The 21,280-nt window shown below is 66.0% G+C and carries 21 protein-coding genes; 9 read left to right on the forward strand and 12 right to left on the reverse strand.

The window, feature by feature from the left end:
* Positions 1 to 69: 69 nt before the first annotated feature.
* The 4 genes from ABIB14_RS02365 to ABIB14_RS02380 form a co-directional block, all read right to left on the reverse strand.
* Positions 70 to 696 carry a hypothetical protein gene (locus tag ABIB14_RS02365; RefSeq protein ID WP_354233783.1) on the reverse strand — a complete coding sequence of 209 codons (627 nt, stop codon included), beginning with the start codon at positions 694 to 696 and terminating at the stop codon, positions 70 to 72.
* A gap of 68 nt (positions 697 to 764) precedes the next feature.
* Positions 765 to 1,346, reverse strand: coding sequence for a histidine phosphatase family protein (locus ABIB14_RS02370; RefSeq protein ID WP_354233784.1), 582 nt, complete (start codon positions 1,344 to 1,346; stop codon positions 765 to 767).
* Between the two features lie 59 nt (positions 1,347 to 1,405).
* A complete protein-coding gene (locus tag ABIB14_RS02375) occupies positions 1,406 to 3,064 on the reverse strand; it encodes a thiamine pyrophosphate-binding protein (RefSeq protein ID WP_354233786.1) in 1,659 nt (552 codons plus the stop codon).
* 119 nt (positions 3,065 to 3,183) lie between these two features.
* Complete coding sequence (locus ABIB14_RS02380; RefSeq protein WP_354233788.1) at positions 3,184 to 3,687, reverse strand: Lrp/AsnC family transcriptional regulator; 504 nt, start codon at positions 3,685 to 3,687, stop codon at positions 3,184 to 3,186.
* A 93-nt stretch (positions 3,688 to 3,780) separates the two neighbouring features.
* Between ABIB14_RS02380 and hisC the strand changes: the two genes are divergently transcribed.
* Both hisC and ABIB14_RS02390 read left to right on the forward strand, forming a co-directional pair.
* Positions 3,781 to 4,893 (forward strand): histidinol-phosphate transaminase, encoded by a 1,113-nt coding sequence (gene hisC / locus ABIB14_RS02385; protein WP_354233790.1) that lies wholly within the window; start codon positions 3,781 to 3,783, stop codon positions 4,891 to 4,893.
* Between the two features lie 43 nt (positions 4,894 to 4,936).
* Positions 4,937 to 6,349, forward strand: a complete 1,413-nt coding sequence (locus tag ABIB14_RS02390) for an amino acid permease (RefSeq protein WP_354233792.1) — start codon at positions 4,937 to 4,939, stop codon at positions 6,347 to 6,349.
* 124 nt (positions 6,350 to 6,473) lie between these two features.
* Here the strand turns inward: ABIB14_RS02390 and ABIB14_RS02395 are convergent, their stop codons facing one another.
* Together ABIB14_RS02395 and ABIB14_RS02400 are read right to left on the reverse strand one after the other, a co-directional pair.
* Positions 6,474 to 6,725, reverse strand: a complete 252-nt coding sequence (locus ABIB14_RS02395; protein ID WP_354233793.1) for a hypothetical protein — start codon at positions 6,723 to 6,725, stop codon at positions 6,474 to 6,476.
* A gap of 255 nt (positions 6,726 to 6,980) precedes the next feature.
* Entirely contained in the window at positions 6,981 to 7,739 is a 759-nt protein-coding gene (locus ABIB14_RS02400) for a FadR/GntR family transcriptional regulator (RefSeq protein WP_354233794.1), read from the reverse strand.
* A 95-nt stretch (positions 7,740 to 7,834) separates the two neighbouring features.
* On the opposite strand from ABIB14_RS02400, the gene ABIB14_RS02405 reads away from it, so the two are divergent.
* Genes ABIB14_RS02405 through ABIB14_RS02415 form a run of 3 tightly spaced genes read left to right on the forward strand, consistent with a single transcriptional unit; the run spans position 7,835 to position 10,910 of the window.
* The gene (locus ABIB14_RS02405) at positions 7,835 to 8,713 is read left to right on the forward strand and encodes a carbon-nitrogen hydrolase family protein (RefSeq protein ID WP_354233796.1); all 879 of its coding nucleotides are present in this window, start codon (positions 7,835 to 7,837) and stop codon (positions 8,711 to 8,713) included.
* A 10-nt stretch (positions 8,714 to 8,723) separates the two neighbouring features.
* Complete coding sequence (locus tag ABIB14_RS02410) at positions 8,724 to 10,079, forward strand: APC family permease (RefSeq protein ID WP_354233797.1); 1,356 nt, start codon at positions 8,724 to 8,726, stop codon at positions 10,077 to 10,079.
* 48 nt (positions 10,080 to 10,127) lie between these two features.
* Complete coding sequence (locus tag ABIB14_RS02415; protein WP_354233798.1) at positions 10,128 to 10,910, forward strand: carbon-nitrogen hydrolase family protein; 783 nt, start codon at positions 10,128 to 10,130, stop codon at positions 10,908 to 10,910.
* A 131-nt stretch (positions 10,911 to 11,041) separates the two neighbouring features.
* On the opposite strand, the gene ABIB14_RS02420 is transcribed toward ABIB14_RS02415, so the two are convergent.
* The 6 genes from ABIB14_RS02420 to ABIB14_RS02445 all read right to left on the reverse strand — a co-directional run bounded on the left by ABIB14_RS02420 (position 11,042) and on the right by ABIB14_RS02445 (position 16,810).
* Positions 11,042 to 11,887, reverse strand: a complete 846-nt coding sequence (locus ABIB14_RS02420; protein ID WP_354233799.1) for a fumarylacetoacetate hydrolase family protein — start codon at positions 11,885 to 11,887, stop codon at positions 11,042 to 11,044.
* A 435-nt stretch (positions 11,888 to 12,322) separates the two neighbouring features.
* Complete coding sequence (locus ABIB14_RS02425; protein WP_354233800.1) at positions 12,323 to 13,108, reverse strand: DeoR/GlpR family DNA-binding transcription regulator; 786 nt, start codon at positions 13,106 to 13,108, stop codon at positions 12,323 to 12,325.
* Positions 13,105 to 13,953: a class II fructose-bisphosphate aldolase gene (locus ABIB14_RS02430; RefSeq protein ID WP_354233801.1), complete on the reverse strand. Its 849-nt coding sequence runs from the start codon at positions 13,951 to 13,953 to the stop codon at positions 13,105 to 13,107. The genes ABIB14_RS02425 and ABIB14_RS02430 overlap by 4 nt, the downstream gene beginning before the upstream one ends.
* Positions 13,950 to 14,930, reverse strand: a complete 981-nt coding sequence (locus tag ABIB14_RS02435; RefSeq protein ID WP_354233802.1) for a 1-phosphofructokinase family hexose kinase — start codon at positions 14,928 to 14,930, stop codon at positions 13,950 to 13,952. The genes ABIB14_RS02430 and ABIB14_RS02435 overlap by 4 nt, the downstream gene beginning before the upstream one ends.
* Positions 14,927 to 15,844 (reverse strand): ROK family protein, encoded by a 918-nt coding sequence (locus tag ABIB14_RS02440; protein WP_354233804.1) that lies wholly within the window; start codon positions 15,842 to 15,844, stop codon positions 14,927 to 14,929. The genes ABIB14_RS02435 and ABIB14_RS02440 overlap by 4 nt, the downstream gene beginning before the upstream one ends.
* A 48-nt stretch (positions 15,845 to 15,892) precedes the next feature.
* Positions 15,893 to 16,810: an SIS domain-containing protein gene (locus ABIB14_RS02445; protein ID WP_354233806.1), complete on the reverse strand. Its 918-nt coding sequence runs from the start codon at positions 16,808 to 16,810 to the stop codon at positions 15,893 to 15,895.
* 446 nt (positions 16,811 to 17,256) lie between these two features.
* Here ABIB14_RS02445 and ABIB14_RS02450 point away from each other — a divergent pair, with 446 nt between their 5' ends.
* The 4 genes from ABIB14_RS02450 to ABIB14_RS02465 all read left to right on the forward strand — a co-directional run bounded on the left by ABIB14_RS02450 (position 17,257) and on the right by ABIB14_RS02465 (position 21,268).
* Positions 17,257 to 18,498, forward strand: a complete 1,242-nt coding sequence (locus ABIB14_RS02450) for an extracellular solute-binding protein (RefSeq protein ID WP_354233808.1) — start codon at positions 17,257 to 17,259, stop codon at positions 18,496 to 18,498.
* 88 nt (positions 18,499 to 18,586) lie between these two features.
* Positions 18,587 to 19,546, forward strand: a complete 960-nt coding sequence (locus ABIB14_RS02455; RefSeq protein WP_354233810.1) for a carbohydrate ABC transporter permease — start codon at positions 18,587 to 18,589, stop codon at positions 19,544 to 19,546.
* Positions 19,546 to 20,472 (forward strand): carbohydrate ABC transporter permease, encoded by a 927-nt coding sequence (locus tag ABIB14_RS02460; protein WP_354233812.1) that lies wholly within the window; start codon positions 19,546 to 19,548, stop codon positions 20,470 to 20,472. Before ABIB14_RS02455 ends, ABIB14_RS02460 begins: the two co-directional genes overlap by 1 nt.
* A gap of 73 nt (positions 20,473 to 20,545) precedes the next feature.
* Entirely contained in the window at positions 20,546 to 21,268 is a 723-nt protein-coding gene (locus tag ABIB14_RS02465) for a glucosamine-6-phosphate deaminase (RefSeq protein ID WP_354233814.1), read from the forward strand.
* Positions 21,269 to 21,280: the final 12 nt, after the last annotated feature.

Genomic DNA, 21,280 nt, shown 5'->3' on the forward strand with positions numbered 1-21,280 from the left:
ATTAGGGCCGTGCGTCCCGTTCCAGCGCGGCGTCGTGCTCGGCGTCGTGCGCGGCGGAGGAGGTAACGCTCAGCCGGTGTGGCTGGGAGGTTCTTCCCGGGCGAGGGCCGTGATCCAGGCCGGAGTCACCTTACCCAGCCGGCGGTCGGTGACTTCCCGCAGCTGGGCCGCCGCGAACTGCATGGCGCGGTCGTCTTGGTCGAAGACTTCTTCAGGTTCGCCGGGCTTGTGGTCTTCCTCAGTGTTCCGTGGGGCCGGAGCGCCGTCCACCCCTGCGGCCGGCGGGGCGGGGCGCGGCCGGGCCGCCGCTGAGGGCTGCGCTTCCGCAGTTGCACGGCCCGTCAGGGCCCGGGCCGCTGTGTTGAGCTGCTTTTCCGAGGCGGCTTCGAGGACGGCGAGCTCGCCGCTTCCGGCCAACGGGCTCTCACCCAGGACCTTGAGGACTTTCAGCCCGATGGTGCCGCGCTCCGTGTTCCCGGAGTAGGCGGCGTCGAGGGCCCACTGCGTCCGCCGCCACCATTCGGCGCGATTATCCGCCTCACTTTTCTGTTTCAGGGTCCGCCAGCCGATGACCCCGGCCACAGTGGCGCCAAGCAGGACCGCCAGCGGCCCCAGAGCGGCAAGGATCTGCCACCACTCGGCCGGGCCGGTGGAAGCGAAGGCCTCGATTGGTGTCGAAGACGAAGTCGGTGGCATGGGATCAGACTAGTCCGCCGGTCGGACGGCGGCGCCCGGAGCTATGGATTGGCAGGCCGGGGCACCGCTCAGCCGACGACGGCGGTCAGCCGTTCGCCGTTAAGGTATTCGAGCTGCCAGCCGTCCACCGGGTGGTGGTGGGCTAGGTTCAGCGCGGCGTTGTCGATACTCGGCAGGGCTTGACCAAGCGCGCGGCCCAGGGCCAGACGGATGAGCGTGCCGTGGGCGACCACCAGGACGCGGCGGCCGCTGAACTCCTCGGCCAGGGCATCCAGCGCAGCCAGTCCGCGGTGAGCAGCCTCATCGTCGCTCTCGGCGCCGCGGAACCCGCCGGGGATGCGCAGGGCCTCCAGCTCCGGGCCGGCCTGCATGCCCTCGGCCGGCCCGAACGATCGCTCGGTGAGTTCCGGGACCCGCCGGGCCACGCTGAGCCCGAGCCCGGCGGCGATCAGGTCGGCAGTCTCCGCCGCGCGGCTCAGCGGCGAAGATACGAGAGCGTCCCACTCGTACTCAAACAACGCGGCGACGGCGTCCCGTGCCTGGCCGCGGCCGACGTCGTTCAGCGGAATGTCGGTGGATCCCTGCAGCCTGCGCTGCGCGTTCCAGTCGGTCTGGCCATGGCGGACGAGGGCGAAGGTTGTCAGGGTCATGGATCCATCCTGCCAGAGGGCACGCGTCCTCCCGGCCCGTGGTAAGGACCGTGCCGCCGTCAGCCCGCCACTGCCGACTTTGCAGCCTGCGAGGCCTGCATCCACTCGCTCAGCCACGGAGCACGGACGCTGGAGGTGATCCGGCAGTCGGCCACGAAGGTTCCCTTGGCGCCGGCATCGATCCAGTTCTGCAGCGCGGAAAGGTCAGCCAGTGACCGGATGACCGCTGACTCGGCGCCCAACGCACGGGCAACACCGCTGAAGTCCACCTCCGGGATCAGCATGGGTTTTTCGCTCAGGCCCTGCGAGCCGTACTGGTGGATTTCGGCGCCGTAGGCGGCGTCGTTGTAGATCACGACGACGGCGCTCGCCGCCGCCCCAATGAGCGATTCGAGGTCGGCCAGGCCCATCAGGAAACCGCCGTCGCCAGAGGCCAGCACCAGGGTGCGGCCGTCCTCCACCGCACGGGCCGCCCCGACGGCGCTGGCCAGGCCAAGGCCGATGGACTGGTAGGCGGTCCCCACCATCACCAGGTCCTGCGGCCGCGGGATGCGCCAGTACATGGGTGCCCAGCCGATGAAGTGCCCGCCGTCCTGCACCACCGTGCGGCGCTCCGGCAGCACAGCATCCAGCGCAGTGGCCAGGGCGCGCGGGTCCAGCCTGCCGTCCGCGGTGTGCGCGGATCCTGCGTGGTGGGCGGGTCCTTCGGCGAGGCGCCTGCGGGCTTCCGCGCGCCAGGCTTCTGTGGAAGCCGGGTGGTCCAGCATCCGGAGCAGGCGTCCGGCAGCGGACTTCGCGTCCGCGCTGACGAACAGGTCCACCCGCGGGTGCGTGGGCTGCAGGGTGGTGTCGATCTGGATGACGGTGCAGTCCGGGCCGAGCAGGTGTCCGAACCGCATGGTGAACGGACTCAGGCTCGCCCCTGCCACCAGCACCACATCGGCCTCACCCATCAGCCCGGCAGCGGTGTCCGTGCCAAAGCCGCCCGCGACACCGAGGTACCCGTCGCCCTGGAGGAGGTTCAGCGCCAGTGCGGTTCCGGCGGTCAGCGCGCCCAGGCGGTCGGCGAGCTCTCGGAGGTCCGGGCCGGCGCCGGCGAGGTGGGCACCCCGGCCGGCCAGGATCAGCGGCCGCCTGGCCCCGGCGAGCAGGCGGGCAACCTGCCCTAGTCCGCCGTCGACGTCGTCCGTTACCAGGGGTGCCGACTCCGCCGGAACTTCCTCGTCCGCAGCCTCGAGTGCCGCGAGGTCGTAGGGGATGGCAAGGACGACGGCGGTGCGCCGGGTGAGTGCGTACTCCACCGCCTGCCGGGTGATGGAGCCCGCGGTGTCGCGGGTGACGGTGAAGGTGGCCGCGCCGAGGCCCGCGGCGATGGCGGCCTGGTCCACGTCCTGCGGTCGGGCGCCGCTGGTGGGCGCGTCCCCGGTGACGAGGACCACGGGGATCTGTGCCTGGACCGCCTCGGCCAGGGCGGTGAGCGCATTGGTGTAGCCGGGGCCGTAGGTGGTGGTGCCCGCTGCGAGCCGTCCGGACGACCGGTAGTACGCGTCGGCCGCGGCGACGGCGGCGCCTTCATGCCGGACGGGTGTGAATCGGAGGCCGAGCCTCTCGGCGGCGTCCAGGAAGTAGGCGTTGCCGTTGCCCATGACGCCGAATACGTCGGTGAGGTGGCTGCCGAGAACCTGTGCCACGCGGCCGGAGACGGTAAGTGAAGTCATGCAGAAATCCTGCGGGCTGGCCCTCAGATCGGCAAGAGAGTAGTTCTGACTAGGGATTTCTGGCAGTAGATAGTGTCGAAACTGACAATTTGCTCACTCGTGGCGCACGTCACCACCGTTCAGTTCGCCGGGCGGGATTCCAGTTCCGTGAGCCGGCTCAGGAGGCCGTCGTAGCGGGGTGGCATGAGTTCCAGCACGGAAATGGCCGTGCTGGTTCGTTGGATCCCCTCGATTTGCAGGATTTGGTTGGTGATGCGGTAGAGGTCGGCGGTGCCGCGTGCCACCACCTTTGCCATGAGGTCCGCGTCCCCGGTGGTGGCGTGCACTTCGATGACCTCCGGGATCGCGGCGAGCCCGTCTTCCACCGAACCCGCGCGCGTCTGGCTGATCGACAGGGAGAGGAAGGCCATCAGCTCGTAGCCAAGCGCGGCGGGGTCCAGCCTGCGGCTGAAGGAGCGGAGGGCGCCGCTGCGCTCCAGCCGTGCCAGCCGGGCGTGGACCGTGTTGCGGGCGACGCCGAGTGTCCGTGAGAGTGCCAGGGCGCTGGCTTCGGGATCCTGGTCGAGGGCCAGGATGATCCTGCCGTCGAGGGAATCTAGGGTGCGAGGGTTAGCGATGGTCATATTTTCACCACAGACAGTAGAAGTTGAGCAGAAGTCCCAAGGGCCAGAGGCTATCTTGCCATGTGGGCTCGATCACTTCCATGATCAGACCCCATGACCAGTGATCAACTCCTGACCGCACCCGGCTCTGCTCTGCCGGATACTGCGCTGCCCGCCCTCCGGGCCGCGGTGGCCGGACTTCCGTCCTACGTTCCGGGCCGGCGCAGCGCCGGTGCGGACATTGCAGCACTCGCCAGCAACGAAAGCCATTACGAGCCGCTGCCCGCCGCCGCCGCTGCGGTGGCCGAAGCGGCCGGCAGGATGAACCGCTACCCGGACAGCGCCGCCGTCGAACTCCGCGAACGGATCGCCCGGCACCTGGGCGTCACCGCGGCGGAGGTGGCGGTGGGGCCCGGCAGTGTGGGCGTCCTCCAGCAGATCATCACCGGACTGTGCGACGCCGGGACCGAAGTGATTTTCGCGTGGCGCTCCTTTGAGGCCTACCCCGTCCTGGTGGAGCTGGCAGGCGCACGGCCGGTCCGCATCCCGCTGGACGACGCCGAGGGGCATGACCTCGATGCCATGGCCGCGGCCGTCACCGAACGCACCAGGGTCATTCTGCTCTGTACCCCCAACAATCCGACAGGCGTGCCGATCAGCCACGATCGCATCGAGGCCTTCCTGCGCTCCGTCCGTTCCGACATCCTGGTGGTGATCGACGAGGCCTACGTGGAATACGCCGAGGCGGGCAGCGGCCCCGATTCGCTGGCGCTCTACCGCCGGTATCCGAACGTCTGCATCCTGCGCACGTTCTCCAAGGCCTACGGACTCGCCGGCCTGCGCGTGGGCTACGCCGTGGCCGCGCCCGTCATCGCCGAGGGGCTGCGCCGGACCGCGCTTCCCTTCGCCGTGAGCGCCCTGGCCCAGCAGGCGGCCATCGTGTCGCTGGATGCCGGGGAGGAGATGGCAGCGCGGGTGGCCGCCGTTACGGGGGAGCGGGCCCGGATGGCCACGCAGCTGGAAGCCTTGGGCTGGCGGGTACCGGCGAGCCAGGGCAATTTCCTGTGGATCCGTACCGATGACGAGCTTCGGGCCAGGCTGGTGGACGCGTTCGACCATGCCGGCATCCTGGTCCGGGCGTACCAGGGCGACGGCGTGCGGATCACCGTGGCCGACCCCGCCTCCAACAACCGTGTGCTCCGTGTCCTGGCGGCCCACACAGCCTGACCTCTTCATCCCAATCCGTTCCACTTCAACTAGAGGAATCCCCATGGAACACCAGACAACGACGTCTAACCGCGCCCTCGGCGCGGCCCTGAAACCCCGCCAGCTGACGATGATGGGGCTGGGCAGTGCCATCGGCGCAGGCCTGTTCATCGGTTCCGGCGCGGGCATCCAGGCGGCCGGCCCGGCCGTGCTGATCTCCTACCTCGTGGCCGGCACGCTCATCATCCTGGTGATGTGGGCGCTCGGCGAGATGGCCGCGGCCAACCCGGACAGCGGTGCCTTCTCCGTCTACACGGCCAAGGCGTACGGGCCGGTGGCCGGTGCCACGGTGGGCTGGCTGTGGTGGATCCAGCTCGTGGTGGTCATCGCAGCTGAGGCGCTGGGTGCGGCGGGTCTGCTGGCCACCATCTTCCCGGCGCTGCCGGTGTGGCTGATGGCCTTTGTGTTCATCGTGCTGCTCACCGCCGTGAACCTGACCAGTGTGAAGAACTTCGGCGAGTTCGAGTTCTGGTTCGCGCTGCTGAAAGTGGCGGCGATCGTCGGGTTCCTGCTGGTGGGCGCGGCCTTGCTGTTCGGCTGGCTGCCGGGCGTGCAGTCGCCGGGGCTTACCAACTTCACCGGTGCCGGATTCGCACCCAGTGGCTTCGCCGGGATTGCCTCGGCACTCTTCGTGGTGGCGTTCGCGTTCGGCGGCACCGAGATTGTGTCGGTTGCGGCAGCGGAGACTGCGGAGCCGGCCCGCAGCGTGCGGAAAGCAGTCAAGACTGTGCTGTGGCGCATCCTGGTGTTCTACATCGGTGCCATCTTCGTGATCGCGGCGGTGGTTCCCGTGGGTTCGGCCGGGCTGAAGAGCCCGTTCGCCGCCGTGCTGGACGCGGCCGGTATGCCCGGCGCGGCCACCGCCATCACCCTGGTAGCCGTCGCAGCGCTCCTCTCGGCCCTGAACGCCAACCTCTACGGGGCGTCCCGGATGGCGTTCTCCCTGGCCGAGCGCGGCGAAGCGCCGCGCCTGCTTGCCTCCGTGTCCAAGGCCCGGGTCCCGGTGGTCGCGGTCCTGGCCAGCGTCGCCTTCGGCGTTGTCACGGTGGTGCTGGAGCTGGCTTTCCCCGAAAAGGTCCTTCCCGTCCTGCTCAATATTGTGGGCTCGACCTGCCTGCTGGTGTGGACGTCCGCGCTCCTTGCCCAGCTCGCACTGCGCCTGCGAGCAGACCGCGAGGGAACGGAGCTTCCCCTGCGGATGCCCGGCTTCCCCTGGCTCACGGGCTTTGGCCTCCTCATCCTCGCGGCGATCTTCACTGTGGGCTTCATCGGCGAGGATTCCCGCCCGCAGCTGTTGAGCACATTCGGACTCGTGGCGGTGCTTGCGGTGGCGAACTGGTGGCACCACCGTCCCGGGAAGGTTGCACCGGTTATCGAAGCGTCGGATGGCGTTAAGGAGTCTGTGCTGATCGACTGAATCGGGTCTCCGGGATCAGCTATCAGATTCCATGTGCAGGAAGGGCGCGTCCGGCTTTTTGGCGGACGCGCCCTTCGCGCTGCATGTCACAGTGCGAGGAGGTTTAGCGCGATGGGCAGCACGCTCAGACCCGCAGCACCCAGGCGGCGTTATTCGGCTGCAGCCAGCCGTCCTCGGCGAGCGGCGCGGCACTCAGCAGCACTGTTCCCGCCGGCAGTGGTACCGGTTCAGCTCCCATCGCGACGGCGACAAAGAAGTCTGCGCTTCGCTCGCATAACAGCAGGTCCCCGGCCTCGACGCGCCAGATGCCGCCGTCGTTCCGGCCGAAGACTTCCGTCTTCCACAGCAGCCGGCGCATTTCCAGCGCCTTGGTCACCAATGCCAGCGAAGACTCGGGGGTCCTGCTGCTGGAGTTCGATCGCCTGCTCGGACTCGAAGTGACCGGGCAGTGCCGGGGACTCCGTGGGTGCCGCAGGCTCTGCGGCACCCAGGGTTCCGCGCTGCCTCCGGGCCCGGATAATCCCGCCGGTCAACGCCACCGCAATGGTGAGCACCGCCGTCAGCAGCACTCTGAGACCGGCGTGGGCTCGGGAGCACGACGGCGGCGCTTGATTTGGATGCGGCCGTTGCCTCAGGTGGAAGCGGGTCCGCCGTCCGTAAGGCCCATAAACATCGTCCTGTGCAGCACGTCCACGTGCTTGCGGGAGATCTCCACTGCTTCCTTACCGTCGCCGGCGCGCAGGGCTGCCACGAGGGCGATGTGGTCGCAGTTTGATTTGTGCAGCAACTCAATCGGGTAGGGGATGAAGTAGGCGTAAAGCTCTGTCAGGGTCTGGTTGTACGCCTCCACCGCAGTACCCAGCCCCGACGCGGTGCCCACCAGTTGGTGGAACTGGTCGTCTGCCTGGTGATAGTCGGACCAGTCCGTGGAATCGGCCATGTCGTGGGTCAGCCTATCGAGCTCAGCCAACTGTTCAGCCGTGGCGTTGAGCGCCGCGTAGTGCGTCACAGCGCATTCGAAGAGCAGCCGCCGGTCTACCAGCCGGTTCACCGCCCGGGATTCGGCGGGAGACGCCGAGAGTTCGACCAGTATGCTGCGCGGGGGCTCGTCGGCAACGAAGGTTCCGCCGCCCCGTCCGCGGCGGCGGACCACCACGCCCTGTTCCGCCAGACTCGCCAGCGCGCGGCGGGCAGTGATCGGGCTGACCGAAAGACCCAAAGCCACGTCCTCCTGGTCGGGCAGGCGCTCGCCGGGTTTTAGAAGTCCCAGCGAAATCGCCATGCCGATCCGCAGCCGGACGGCGTCGATGGCACTTCGGCGGTCGATTCCGGCCAGCCGGCCCGCGCCGATGGGCGAAGGGTCGGCCGTGTCCTCTAACTGACGGGTCATATCCGCTACTTTACGGCCCATCCCAACCTCTTCCCATAATTTGATCATTCTGATCTAATATAGTTCAGATCACACCCCCCAACGCGGAGATAACCATGCAACGCACCCTTCCTCTCATCGCAGCGCAAGCCCGGCCCCGGCTGATCGGTGAACCCGTCTCGGCTTTCGCGGAAGAGGTCAAAGCAGCTCTCGCCGTCCAGCCGCATAGCAGGTTGATTGTCTATCCGGAGCTGCATTTGTTCGGGGATTCCAACCCCGACCAGCAGCGCACGGAAGTGCTCCAGGACTCTGCCGAGCCGCTGGATGGCCCCCGGGTCAAGGAGCTCATGGAGCTCGCTGCGGACCTTGGCATCTGGCTGGTCCCGGGCAGCGTGTGCGAGCGCGGCCCGGAGGGGCAGCTGTTCAACACCCAGTTGGTCCTATCCCCAGAGGGAGAGCTTGCCGGCTACTACCGGAAGGTTTTCCCGTGGCGCCCGTTCGAGCCCTATGACCCCGGCGACAGGTTCACCACAGTGGACCTGGCCGGCATCGGGAGGGTGGGCCTGAACATCTGCTACGACGCGTGGTTCCCCGAGGTATCACGCCAGCTTGCCTGGATGGGTGCCGAGGTCATCCTCAACGTCGTCAAGACCACGACGCCGGACCGCCGGCAGGAGCTGGTGCTCGCGAAGTCCAACGCCATCGTGAACCAGGTCTTCGTGGTCAGCGTCAACTGCGCCGGTCCCACCGGCAAAGGCCTGAGCATCATCGTGGACCCCGAGGGCAACACCCTGGCCGAGGCCGCCGACGACGCCCCGGTGCTGCTCGCCGCGGAACTGGACCTTGCCGCCGTCGAGCACGTCAGAACCTACGGCACCGAGAACCTCAACCGACCCTGGTCCCAATTCCGGGACGGCGAGGCCGCCGTCGAACTGCCCGTTTATCAGGGCCGGATCAATCCGGTCACTTGGACGCCCCAGTCCTTTAATTCCTAAGGAAGCCTTCGTGACAACACAACCTACCCTGACCCGCACGCTGAAGCTGCCCTCGCTGGTGCTGTTCGGTCTGGCGTACCTCACCCCGCTGATCGTCCTGGCCATCTTCGGCCTCATCGCCGAAGCCACGGGCGGGGCGACGCCGTCGGCCTACCTGGTGGCGATGGTGGCCATGCTGTTCACGGCCCACAGCTACGGCCGGATGGCCATCGCCCACCCGGTGGCCGGGTCCGCCTACACCTACGTCCGGCGGTCCATCGATCCCCGGGTGGGCTTCCTGGTGGGCTGGGCCATCCTGCTGGACTACCTCTTCCTGCCCATGGTGATCTGGCTGATCGGCGGCTCCTACCTGAGTGCGCAGTTCCCCGAGATTCCCATCGGTGGCTGGATCGTGGGCTTCATCCTCATCACCACGGCCCTGAACATCCTTGGCATCAAGGTGGCGGACAAGGCCAACTTCGTGCTGATGGCGTTCCAGCTGCTGGTGATCGTGTTCTTCGTGGCGCTGGCCATCGGCAACGTGGTCTCCACCTCCGGCGCAGCCGGTCTGGCCAGCACCCAGCCGTTCTTCAACGACACCTCCAGCTTCGCCACCATCTCGGCGGGTGCCGCCATCGCCGCGTACTCGTTCCTCGGTTTTGACGCCGTCACCACGCTCACCGAGGAAACCGTCGATCCCCGTAAGAACATGCCCCGCGCCATTATGCTCATCGCGCTGATCGGCGGCGGCATCTTCGTCGCAGTGTCCTACGTGACGCAGCTCGTCCACCCCGGCGGCGTGTTCGAGGACTCGGCCTCCGCGGCCAGCTCCATCGCGTTGCAGATCGGTGGTCAGCTGTTCGGAGCGGTCTTCCTGGCCGGCCTGGTGGTGGCTCAGTTCGCCTCCGGCCTCGCCGCGCAGGCCAGCGCTTCCCGCCTGATGTACGCCATGGGCCGTGACTCCGTGCTGCCCAAGGCGGTCTTCGGCCGGCTGAGCGCGAAGTTCCACACGCCCATCGTGAACCTCGTCATCACCGGCGCCGTCGGCCTGATCGCGATCTTCCTGGACGTCGCTACGTCGACGTCGTTCATCAACTTCGGTGCCTTCACCGCCTTTACCTTGGTCAACGTCTCTGTGGTCTTCCACTACGTGCGCCAGCGCCGTGCCGGGAACCGCCTGAACACCGTGTCCTACGTGGCGGTCCCGGCGGTCGGCGCTATCGTCTGCGCCTACCTGCTCTCCCAGCTGGACAGCAACGCGATTACGCTGGGACTGTCATGGCTGGCGTTGGGCATTGTGGTCCTGGCCCTGATCACACGCGGCTTCAGGGCGGCGCCGCCGGAAATGACAACCACGGAGAAGGCGACAGTCGAGGCGGCCGTCTGAGGCTGCGGGCTGTCCTGCAACGAAGCTAACGGGCCGGAAGGAGCAGATATGAGGATAGCGCTCGGGCAGCTGGAGTCGGGAACCGACATTGGTGCCAATCTTGCCGCCATCGACAGCTTTACTGCAACGGCTGCCCGCGACGGCGCCACCCTGGTTGCCTTCCCGGAGTACGCAACGTACGAAAAGAAAGTCATGGACGCCTCCTTCCCCGAAGCCGCCGAACCGCTGGACGGCCCCATCTGCAGGGAGCTCGCGTCCACCGCCGCCCGCCACCGCATCACGCTGGTGGCGGGGGTCGTGGAAACGTCGGAGGAGCCGGGCAAGGCGTACAACACCCTGGTAGCCTTCGCGCCGGACGGGGACCGGCTCGCCGAGTACCGGAAGATCCACCTCTTCGACGCTCAGGGGTTTGGCGAGTCGCAGTTCATCAAGCCAGGTCCTTCCACCAACCCGGTGGTGTTCGAATCAGAAGGAATGCGCTTCGGCCTCATGACCTGCTACGACCTTCGCTTCCCGGAACTTGCTAGGTCCCTGGTCGACGCCGGGGCCCAGGTGCTGCTGGTCTGCTCGTCGTGGGTGCCGGGAACCCACAAGACCGAGCAATGGCTGGCGTTGAATACTGCGCGCGCCATCGAGAACAGCGTCTACGTGGCGGGCGTGTGCCAGGCCCCACCGGTCTCCGTGGGCCGCAGCGTTCTGGTTGATCCCATGGGGTTCGTTGAAGCTGACCTTGGCCTTGAACCCGGTGTCCGGGCCGTGGGCATCACACTCGAAACGGTGGCGAGGGTGCGCGAGGCCTTTCCGATGTTCCGGCAGCGGCGGCTGCCTTAGCCGTGCCAAACGTCGGGGGCGGCCACCGAGAGGCCGCCCCCCGGTCGCGGTGCTCCTAGCTCTTGAGTTTGTAGGTCTTCGGGAGCTTCAGTCCGCGCTCTTCTGACCGCGCCCTTTCTTAGGCCAGGATCCTAGGCCTGGATAAATTCCTGGCGCTGGCGCCCGAGGCCTTCCACTTCAATTTCGAGGACGTCGCCGGCCTTCAGGTACGGGAAGCGCCCCGACATCGCCACCCCTTCCGGCGTGCCGGTGCAGATCAGATCCCCCGGTTCCAACACAAGGTACTGGCTGAGGTGGTGAATGATGGTGGCGACGTCGAAGATCAGGTCTCCGGTGGTCGAGTCCTGGCGCGACTCGCCGTTGACCCAGCTGCGCAGCCGCAGGTTGCCGGCGTCGACCTCATCCGGGGTGGCCAGATACGGGCCGGTGGGGCAGAACCCGGCGCAGCTCTTGCCCTTGGACCATTGGCCGCCGGACACTTCGAGCTGGAAGTCGCGCTCGGACAGATCGTTGACGGTGACGAAACCGGCGATGTAGTCCATGGCCTCCGACGGGGACGAGAGGTAGGAAGCGCGCGCACCGATGACGACGCCGAGCTCGACCTCCCAGTCCGTTTTGCTGGACCCGCGGGGAATCGCGACGGCGTCATCGGGCCCCACCACGGTGTTGGGGGCCTTGTGGAAGAGGAGGGGAAAGGCGGGGGGAGCGGAGCCGGACTCGGCGGCGTGCCCGGCGTAGTTCAAGCCGATGCCATACACCGAGGAGGGCCTGGTGATGGGGGCGCCGATCCGGAGGCCGTCGGCCTCCAGCTCGGGCAATTCGCCGGCGGCCAGGGCTGCGGCGGCGCGGGCGGGTCCGCCGGAGGACCAGAAGTCCCCGGTGAGATCCGCAGTCACGGACGCGAGGGAGTAGTACTTTCCGCCGTCCATGACGGCGGGGATTTCGGAACCGGGTGTACCCAGACGTGCAAATTTCATCAGTTCAGCTCTTTCTCGGAAGGCAAGACCAGGCCGTCGTACTGCAGCACGGCCCCGACCTCGGCGGGAGAGGATAATCGGCCAACCGGTGGGCCCGGACCAGCAGTTCAGAGGTACTTTTTCGTCATTCTATGCCGCACCGGCCGTGGGAACCGACTGTGACTTCAGCCCGGAGAACGCCCCCGAGGTTAGGGCAGGAGCCGCTCCGGCGCCCGGTCCCAGCGGATCAGCTCCTGCTCAAGGCGGACCGCCGGTCCTTAGGTGTTTGCGCCCAGACCGCGGCAGGCGGCGGCTTCCTCGTCGGTCAGCCTGGTCAGCGTTGCCCGGGCCGCGTCCAGCTTCGCGTTCTTGCCCATGCGTGCTCTCCATGCCTGGGAAAGTTCTGATCGCAACTGGCGCTGCCCCTTTCAGGCGCATCCTGTTCCACCCCTTGCATCAGCGGGCGATGATGACTTTGACGCCGTGGCTTTCGAAGGCTTCCCGGTCGGCGGGGGTGATGCCGGCATCGGTGATGAGATTGCGGAACGCGACCCCGCTCATGGTGGCGAAGGAGCGCTGGCCGATCTTCGACGAGTCCGCGACCATGTAGGCTTCGGACGCGCGCCGGGCCATGAGTGCGTTGACTGTGGCTTCGCCTTCGTCGTTCACGGTGGGACCCAGGACTGGGTCCGCACCGTTAACGCCAATGAAGGCCAGGTCCAGGGCCACGTTCTGAAGGGTCGCATCCGCGAACGGTCCCACGAGCTCGTACGAGCGGGGGTTGACGATTCCGCCGGTAACCATGATCTTGATATTTGGCCGCACGGCGAGCTGGGCCGCGATGTTGATCGCGTTGGTCACCACGGTCAGCGCCGGCCGGTTCGATGGTACGTTCAGGTCCGCCCGGGTGGCCAGGACCTGGGCGATAGCGGTATTGGTGGTGCCGCCGGAGAGCCCAACGACGGCGCCACGCGGTATGAGGCTGCTGGCGGTCTGGGCGATGAGCTGTTTCTGCTGGGAATGGTCATCACGGTTGTAGCGGCCGGGCAGGTCATAGGCCACGGAGCCCTTGACCGCACCGCCGCGGGTGCGGGTCAACAGCCTCTGCGTGGCCAGGCTGTCAAGGTCACGCCGGGCCGTGGCCGGTGACACGGCCAGGGTCGCGACGATGTCGTCCACTTCAACCTGCCCGTTTTCGGCCAGCAGGTTCAGGATGGAGTTCAGGCGCTCGGTGCGGTTCATGAGTCGTACTCCAGAGTGGCGAAGAGGGTCAGCAGCCTGGCCGACTCGGGAACCAACGCGTCACGGCCAGCCCGGAGATACCGGCGTGGGTCGACCAGGGCCGGATCGGCATTAAGGCAGTCGCGCACGGCGCGGGTGAAGAACCCGTTCAGATGGGTGGAGACGTTAATTTTGGTCATGCCTGCGGAAATTGCGGAGACGATGTCCTGGTCGGCAACGCCGGAGGAACCGTGCAACACAAGCGGGACATCCAGGCTCCCGCGAAGACGGCCGATCAGCTCCAAATCCAGGGTGGCGCTGCGTTCAGTCATTGCATGGGAGGAACCGACGGCGACAGCGAGGGCGTCGACTCCGGTCGCGGCCACAAAGTCGGCGGCTTCCTTCGGGTCGGTGCGCACCCCGGGCGCGTGCGCGCCGTCCTTGCCCCCGACCTTGCCCAGTTCCGCTTCCACATACACGCCCATAGCATGAGCGTAATCGGTGACCCGGGCGGTAGCCGCAACGTTGTCTTCGTAGGCCAGGTGGGCTCCGTCATACATGATGGAGCCGAAGCCCAGATCAACGGCCTGCATCGCCAGCTGCTCGTCTTCGGCATGATCGAGATGAAGGGAAACGGGCACGCTGGCCCTTTTGGCCAGCGCCATCGAGGCCAGCGCCAGGGGTTCGAGCCCGCCGTGGTATCTGGCGCAGTTCTCGGAGATCTGCAGGATGAGCGGCAGCCCGGCCCTTTGGGCGCCGGCGATCAAGCCCTCAGCGGTTTCCAAATGAATAACGTTGAAGGCGCCCTGCCCGGTGCCGCGGGCGGCCGCAGCGGACATCAGTTCTGCTGTGGGGACAAGGGTCATGCCGGATTCTCCTCATAAGTGACGATCAGTTGCTGCGCCAGTTCGGTGTGACGCGGCGAAATTTCGCCGGCGGCCGGCATCAGCACGGCGGCCGCCGACCACGCGGTTGCCGCGCGCAAAATCTGCTCAGGGTCCCGCCGGCCCGAAGCCATGACCACAGCAGCGGCGGCGACCGCTGCATCACCGGCACCGGTGGGGTTGCCCGCCAGCGGCCGGGGCAGCCGCGCTTTCCACACGCTGCCGGGGGACCGGGCCGTGAAGGCGGACATCCCGTCAGCACCGGTGCTGACCAGCACCATCCGGGCCCCCAGATCCATCAGGTGACGCGCTGCCTGGCACAGGTCGGTCTGGCCTGTTGCTTCCATCAGTTCCTCGAGGTTTGGCTTGAGGAGGTCCGCTCCGGCCCGCGCTGCGGCCAGCATTTGTGGGCCCGACGTGTCAATGACGGCCGGCACGCCGCGGCTGTGTGCAAGCCTGACCAACTCCGAATAAAAGTCATCGGGCGCGTCTGCCGGGAGGCTGCCGGAGCCGACGAGGACCCCGCAGTCCGGGGTGCCGAGTCTGCCAGGGCCGTCCAGTGTCTCCGCGATCGCGGAGTTCAGCGCCTGCCACCCTAAAGCCCCCAACGCTGGTCCGTGCTCGTTGAAGATACTCGTGACATCATGGCCGGAATCGACGAAAGCTATGCTTCGACGGGTGTCCGCTGTCACCGGTATGAGCCGGTGGGGTATGCCGCTGGCCTCCAGCTCCGTGCGGAATACCGCGCCGGCGGCGCCGCCCACGGGAGCTACGGCAATAACGGGGTGGCCCATTTGGTGCGCCACCCGGGCGACATTCAAACCCTTGCCTCCGGCCCGCTCCAGCGGTGGGGAGACGCGGTGTGTCCGGCCCGGGTGGAGGCCGTCGAGGTGGTAGGTCATGTCCACTGCCGGGTTGGGTGTGACTGTGACGATGAGCCGGTGTGACGGGGGGGTCATGGCGCCTCGATGTTGGATTCGATGGAACTCAGGAGCTCGCGGGCTTTCAGTGCGGAGCCGATCAGACCGGCGTCCTGACCCAGGGTGGCGGGGACGATCCGCGGGCGCCGGTGGATGCTCAGCAGGTCTTCCACGCGTGTCCGCAGGGGTGCCAGCAGCGCCTCCCCGGCCTGGGACAGGCCGCCGCCCATCACGACCGTCTCGGTTCCGAGGATCGATACGCACTGGACGATGCTGAAGGCAAGTGCGTCGACCGCCTCGTTCCAGACCCGGGAGGCCTCCGGATCGCCCGCTTCGGCCAGGTCAAGAACCTGCCGCGCTCCGCCGACGCTGGCTCCGGTGGCGGCGCAGTAGCGGGATGCGATGGCCCCCGCTGAGCCGACGGCTTCCAGAATCGTAGTGGAACCCGGGCGGTCAGGATCCGGCACCGGGGCATGCCCCAGTTCGCCGGCGTATCCGCCGCCGGTCAGACGCCGGTCATCGACGAAGACCGCCCCGGCAATGCCGGTCCCGATGACCAGCACAACCGCGTTGGAGGCGCCGCGGGCGGCCCCGAACCTAAACTCGGCTTCCCCGGCAGACCCCACGTCATGCCCGAAGGCCACCGGAAGCCCGAGCGCGACCTGCGCCCGTTCCCCAAACGGAAAGTCTTTCCAGCCCAGGTTTGCGGAGAGGATGCCGGTGCCCGTTGCCTCATCGACCAGGCCGGGGACAATCAGCCCGGCAGCGCGGACAGGATGACCAGGGTAGCGGTCCCGGTATTCTGACGCGACTTCCGTGATCTTTTTGATCAACGCGCCTCCCGTGTCCACCGGGTCCCTGGGGGTGGCCATTCGGCGCAGGCCGATGATCCGGCCCGTGGCCAGGACGATGCCGGCCTTCATATCCGTTCCGCCCACGTCGAAAGCCAGCACAGCCGGTCCGCTTGCGGAGCCGGATTGTGTGCAATGCTCGTTCATCGGCTAGGCATCCAGAATGACGGAGCGGCTCAGGTTCCGCGGCTGATCGGGGTTCAGACCGAGGGTGCGGGCACGTTCCAAAGCAACTTTCTGGGCCCGCACGAGCTCGGCAAGCGGTGCTGCGTCGCGGTGGATATACAAGCCTCCGGTGTTCGCGATATCTGCAGCCAGCCCGTGAGGTTCGTCGCCGAAGAGCCACGTGACGCGGTTGGGCGCAGCGATGGCGATAGGGCCATGACGATATTCCATCGCCGGGTACGATTCGGTCCAGGACTGGGAGGCTTCACGCATCTTCAGGGCCGCCTCGTGGGCCAGGCCGACGGTCCAGCCGCGGCCAAGGAACGTGAACTGTTCGGCAGCCATCAGTTCCGGCGCGACCGGCTCCAGGACGGCGGCGCTGGCATCGGAAATGGCCGAATCCACCGCGATGCCGAGCGCGGTCTGCAGGTAGACCAGCCCCGAGGTGGCGAACCGGGTCTGCACGACCGACCGTTCATCCGCATACGGCAGGCCGATGACGGACCCGGCGATATCCGCGACGGGCGACCCGGTATCACCAACGAGGGCCACCGTCGGGACGCTGCCTTGCAGTCTCTGGAGTATTTCCAGGACCTCCGTGGTGGTCCCCGAACGAGTGATCGCCACCACCGCGTCGTAGCCCCGGTCGACGAAGGCCTCGGAGGCCGCGAACGTGTCCGTTACGCCACGGCCGGTGGATTCGCGCAGGAACGCATAGGACTGCGCCATGAACCAGGACGTGCCGCATCCTATGACGGCAATCTTCTGGCCGTCGGCGGGCAGCAGGCCCGGGGCCTCGGAACGGGCCTGTTCGGCTGCTCGTGCCCAGATTTCGGGCTGGGACGTCAGTTCAGCTTCCATATGGGTGCCAAGCAGGGAACGGTCAGTATGCAGCTCAGTCATGGGACAGGCTCCTAGTAGTGAGGGGTCAGATGGCAGGCCATCAGGGACCTGAAGACGTCGAGGCGCGCCGCCGTTCGGAATCACCTGACTAGATGATTATTACTGATTGTTTGATGCATGTAAACATCATTATCGATCTATGCGAGTTGTTGGACGCCGGTCCCGGTCGGAAAGCGCCTGATTGCGGACGCGGCCGCCTGTTTGCCGGCCACGAAGCGCGCCCGGCGGGCGGTATTCGCTTGCCAGGATGAGGAATTAGTCTCAAAAAAAGAGTTGACCTGAGAGCTGGATCACGCGACAATCGGTAGGCAAGATGATTATAAGTGCATTTTTTGATGAAGCTAACATCATGAATCGTCAAACTTCCTCTCCTTAAGCTTGCGCAGGCTATCTGCTGCAGGCCCCCGGCGGAGGCAGATGGCATCCCCTGAACGTAAAGGAAGACAATGAAGAAGTCCTTGCGCACCGGCGCACTCGCCTCAATTGCGGCAGCGGGCATGCTGCTCTCCGCCTGCGGATTCGGCGGATCCGGCGGCAACGCCGGCGCCGGAGAAAGCACCATCAACCTTCTGGTCCCGAGCTACGCCGACGGCACCAAGGGCCGCTGGGAAGGCATCATCAAGGACTTCGAGGCCAAAAACCCAGGCACCAAGGTCAATCTTGAAGTCCAGTCCTGGGACAACATTAACGATGTCGTGAAAACCAAGATTCAGGGAAAACAGGCCCCGGACATCCTCAACATCGATGCTTTCGCGGGCTTCGCCAAGGACCAGCTCCTGTACCCGGCAAAGGATGTTTTGTCGGAGTCCACGGCGAAGGACTTCCAGGACAAATTTGCGCAGAATGCCTCGATCGACGGCACTCAGTACGGCCTCCCGATACTGGCCTCGGCACGCGCCCTGTTCTACAACAAAGACTTGTTCGCAAAAGCAGGAATCTCCGCACCACCCAAAACCTGGGCCGAGCTTGAGGCCGATGCGAAAAAGATCACGGATACGGGAACACCCGGATATGGTCTTCCCCTTGGAGCCGAGGAGGCCCAGGCCGAAACCGGAATCTGGTTCTACGGGGCCGGCGGCGGCTATGGCGATGCGAAGAAGATCACGGTGAATACTCCGGAGAACCTCGAGGGCGCCAACTTCATGAAGAAACTCGTGGATGAAAAGGTCACCCAGGCCAACGCCGGAGCTACCAACCGGACCCCGCTGATCAACGTCTTCATTCAGGGTCAGCTGGGAATGATCGAGGCGCTGCCGCCGACTGTGGGTCAGATCAAGGAAAAGAACCCCGCACTGAAATATGGTGTAGCTCCGATCCCCACGAAAGACGGATCGCCTTTCACCCTCGGCGTCGCTGACCACCTGATGGCCTTCAAGAACGACGGCAAGAAGCAGGACGCAATCAAGAAGTTCCTGGACTACTTCTACTCGACCGACGTCTACCCCAAGTGGGTCGCAGCCGAAGGGTTCCTGCCCACCACCAAGTCCGGTGCCGAGAAACTCGCATCCGACCCGGATACAAAACCGTTCCTGGACCTCCTGCCCAACGCCAGGTTCTACCCGTCCACCAACAAGGCCTGGACCGCGACGCAGGGTGCGGTGAAGTCGCTGATAGGACAGATCGCGCAGGGGACAGACCCGGCCGCAGTGCTGAAGGACATCCAGACCAAGGCCGACGCCGCTTCCTAGGCCCCGGGGGTGGCCGGTGAGTATTACGAAAATGTCACTCGCCGGCCACCCCTTGCAGATCCATCCTCTGACACCCGGAGAATCTCCCATGAGTAAAACAGCCGTCACAGGCGATACCCACGACGTACCCGCAGCCAGGCAGGCTGCACCCCGGCGCCCCCAGACCGGCCGTGGCCGGGACAGCATCTGGAGGGCACTGCCCTGGATCGCGCCCTGCCTGGTGCTGATTGTCGGCATCGTCCTGTTCCCTGCGGCCTACATGATCTACAACGCGTTCCGCTCCATCAGCAGTTACGGGACGGACACCGGCCCCGCGGGGTTGAAAAACTTCACGCAGGTCTTTGCCGACCCGTCCCTGCCCCGCGTCCTGGGCAACACCGTGGTGTGGGTTGCCGCGGTCGTCATCATCACCGTGCTGCTGTCCCTGGCGCTGGCACAGTTCCTCAACAAGCCCTTCCCCGGGCGGACCTTAGTCCGGATGGCTGTGATTGTGCCCTGGGCGGCCAGCGTGGTCATGACCACTACGGTGTTCGTCTACGGCCTAGACCCCTTCTACGGCATCATCAACAAGTCCATGGTGGACCTGCACCTGATCGATGCGCCCTTCGGCTTCACCAAAAGCATGCCCGCCGCCTTCATCGTCGCTATCCTGACCGCAGTTTTCGTCTCCCTGCCGTTCACGTCCTACACAATCCTCGCAGGCCTGCAGGGCGTCCCCGGGGAGGTACTCGAGGCCGCAAAAATGGACGGGGCCAGCCCTGCCCGCACCTATTTCAGTGTTGTCCTGCCACAGCTTCGCGACAGCCTCGCCGTGGCAGTGCTGATCAATATCATCAACGTCTTCAACAACCTCGCGATCCTGAAACTCATCACCGGCTCCCTTCCCGGATACGACGCCGACACCCTTATCACCCGCATGTTCAAGTGGATCCAGGTCGACCAGCGGCTGGATGTTGCCAGCGCCATGAGCGTTGTCAACTTCGCCATTGTCCTGGTGGTCGTGGCCGCCTACATAAAGATCGTCAAACCCATGAAGGAAATGGACTAATGGCACATTCGACGCTCCCGCCGGTGGCCGGCACAACACCGACCGGTCCCGCCGTCGTCCGCACCGCACCGCGCAAGACGCGCTACGGCAGCGACCACGCCAGCGGCCGCCGCGTCGCATTGCGCATGGTTGCGGGCTTGATCATCGCGTTGATCTTCATTTCCCCCTACGTGATCATGGCCGTCGGCTCGCTGAAGAGTCGCCCGGAGATCCTGAGCGTCCCCCCCAAGTACCTCCCTGCCACGCCCCGCTTCGACAACTACGCCACCATGTGGTCAACGCCGGAGACACCGCTGCCGCAAAACCTGATCTCAACCATCATCATCGCCTCCTGTGCCACCCTCCTGGTCCTGCTGGTCGCCACCCCCGCCGCGTATTACACCGCCAGATTCAAGTTCCCCGGAAAAATGGTTTTCATGTTCCTCGTGATCGTGACGCAGATGCTGCAACCGGCGGTTCTGACCGCGGGCCTGTTTCGGGAAATGCTTGCCCTGAACATCGCCGACACCTGGCTCGCCATGATCCTGATCAACGCCGCCTTCAACCTCTCCTTTGCGGTATGGATCATGCACAGCTTCTTCGCCGGTGTGCCCAAGGAAATCGATGAGGCGGCACAGATTGATGGAGCCGGCAGATTCAGTGTCCTGTTCAAGATCAACCTCCCCCTGGTCTGGCCGGGCATCGTCACGGCCATCATCTTCACCTTCGTCTCCTGCTGGAACGAGTTCGCGGCCAGCCTCGTGATCCTGCAGACCGCCGGAAACCAGCCGCTCTCCGTCGCGCTGACCAAATTCGTCGGCCAGTACGACTCCGCCTGGCAGTACGTCTTCGGCGTCTCCATCGTCGCCGTCGTCCCCGTAGTGATCCTCTTTATGCTGATCGAAAAGCGCCTGATCGGCGGACTGACTGCCGGCGGCGTGAAGTGAATCCTCAGGCCGAGACACTCCAAGCCATCCGAACCGGGCCACCCGGTTGCACGACAGGAACAACGAAATCCACGTGAAAATTATCAAGACCGGCACCCCGGGCCAGGCCGGTGCCAGCGGGGCCCTGATTGTTGCCGCCCTGATCAGGGAGAAACCCGACGCCGTCCTGGGGCTGGCGACCGGATCATCACCAATGCCGCTCTACGAGGCCCTGGCTGCGGAGAACCTCGATCTGGGCAGGGTGCGCGGATTCTCCCTCGACGAATACCTCGGACTGGGCTCCACACACAAACACAGCTACGCCCAGGTCATCCGCCGCGAAGTCATCGACCGGCTGGGTCTGACCCCGGCACTCATCCACACACCGGACGGAGAGGCGGCGGACGGCGCCCTCGAGGCAGCCGGCTTTGAAGCCCGCATCCGCTCGGCCGGGGGCGCCGATCTCCAAGTCCTCGGGATCGGATCCAACGGACATCTGGCCTTCAACGAACCCGGGTCCGCGTTCACTTCCCGGACCCGGGTCGTTGAACTGGCCGACAGCACCCGGGCAGACAACGCCCGGTTCTTCGACTCGCTGGAAGACGTTCCCACACGCGCCATCACCCAAGGCCTGGCCACCATCTTCGAAGCCCGGCACCTGCTGCTGATTGCCCATGGCCACCGTAAGGCAGAGGCCACAGCCCGGGCCATCGAAGGGCCGGTCACCGAGCAGTTTCCCGCCTCCTTGATTCAACTCCACCCGAACGTCACCGTCATCGTCGACGAGGCCGCCGCCAGCAAACTGCAACGAGCCTGACCAGCCGGAGGA

The organism is Arthrobacter sp. UYEF3, assembly GCF_040546245.1.
In the GTDB taxonomy this organism is placed as follows: Bacteria; Actinomycetota; Actinomycetes; order Actinomycetales; family Micrococcaceae; genus Arthrobacter.